Origin of the sequence: Kluyvera georgiana ATCC 51603, from assembly GCF_001654985.1 — a bacterium.
Lineage (GTDB): Bacteria > Pseudomonadota > Gammaproteobacteria > Enterobacterales > Enterobacteriaceae > Kluyvera > Kluyvera georgiana.
The window spans coordinates 1-1191 of the sequence record NZ_LXEU01000125.1; the positions used below are offsets into that span (position 1 = coordinate 1).

Here is a 1191-nt window from a genome sequence, read left to right on the forward strand (position 1 = left end):
TAAGTCACCGGCGGCTTGCCTGCCACACATTGAACATTACAGACCAATTAGCACTTTGTCACCGGGGAAAGATGTAAAGATTATGTATAAATAGATTGGCTTAGAAGTGACATTTCAACTTTGGAGAAACAGGTGACATTTTAAACTTGCTTTAACAAAATTTTGGGACTGACCGAAACAAAAAGGCCAGCCCCGGAGGGCTGGCTATTCAGTACAGGGCAATGACAGGTTTCTTGATGCCGCAGGCGTGAGCGTAGCGGGTCAGTGTGTCGATGCTGGCTTTGGTGATGTTGTTTTCCAGGCGAGAAATAACCGGAGGTGTAACCCCCATGCGTTCAGCAACCTGCGCTTTTGTCAGGTTGTCATGCTTGCGCCATTCAGCAAGCAGCTCCCTGAGCTTTTCCTTACGTTCTTCTTCCTGCCATGCAGCGCGATATTCATCGTCCTGCATCCACTCGTTATGCAGTTCTTTATGGCTTACCAGTTTCATTAAGTACCTCCGCTAACCGCTTTTTGGCGAGATCGATTTCTTTCGCTGGCGTTTTCTGTGACTTCTTGATGAAAACACGGAGCATGATGATGGTATTGCCTTTGTGGTATACCCAGATTCCCCTGGCTATGTCCGTCCCCATCGTGCGGATCTCAAAAAGTCCATCGCCCAGGGGCTTCGTGTCCGGCTCCCGCAGTAATCGGGCGTCATACTCCAGTTTGCCGATGAGACGGTCAAACTTCACCCTGATTTTTACGGGTAATGCTGTGGCTTCTTCCCTGGCTTCCGGGTGATAAACAACGCTAAACATGTGACCTCCCATTTCTATTAATATTAACCTATAGGCTAATTTCAGACAAGGTAGAATTAACCTATAAGCTAATTTTGTTGGCAGTTATCGTGGCTACCCGGTCACTACCCTGTTAGCGTGAGTTTTCGTTCCACTGAGGAACGGGGATTTATGCGCGTTAGCGCATGTAAGGCGGCAGGATGAAATGACAGGTAGCACCGAGGGTTAGCCGCCGATACCAGTGAGGGATCGAAAGGGATCGCCTATCCATCCCTTCACCCTGCAAAGCCATATTCCGCTAAAAGCGGCTCAGAGGCTTTTGTGCGCGGTCGGAGTGGTCACAACAAGGCGAAGCCGCAGTTGGGGCGTATCTCCGCGTTAGCGGGTCGTAAGAGCCGCTTACGAGCGTGTA

At 49.7% G+C, this 1191-nt stretch carries 2 protein-coding genes; both read right to left on the reverse strand.

The window, feature by feature from the left end:
* Positions 1-208: 208 nt before the first annotated feature.
* Complete coding sequence (locus tag M989_RS23945; RefSeq protein WP_000780222.1) at positions 209-490, reverse strand: helix-turn-helix domain-containing protein; 282 nt, start codon at positions 488-490, stop codon at positions 209-211.
* Positions 471-800, reverse strand: a complete 330-nt coding sequence (locus M989_RS23950; protein ID WP_000493286.1) for a type II toxin-antitoxin system RelE/ParE family toxin — start codon at positions 798-800, stop codon at positions 471-473. Before M989_RS23950 ends, M989_RS23945 begins: the two co-directional genes overlap by 20 nt.
* Positions 801-1191: the final 391 nt, after the last annotated feature.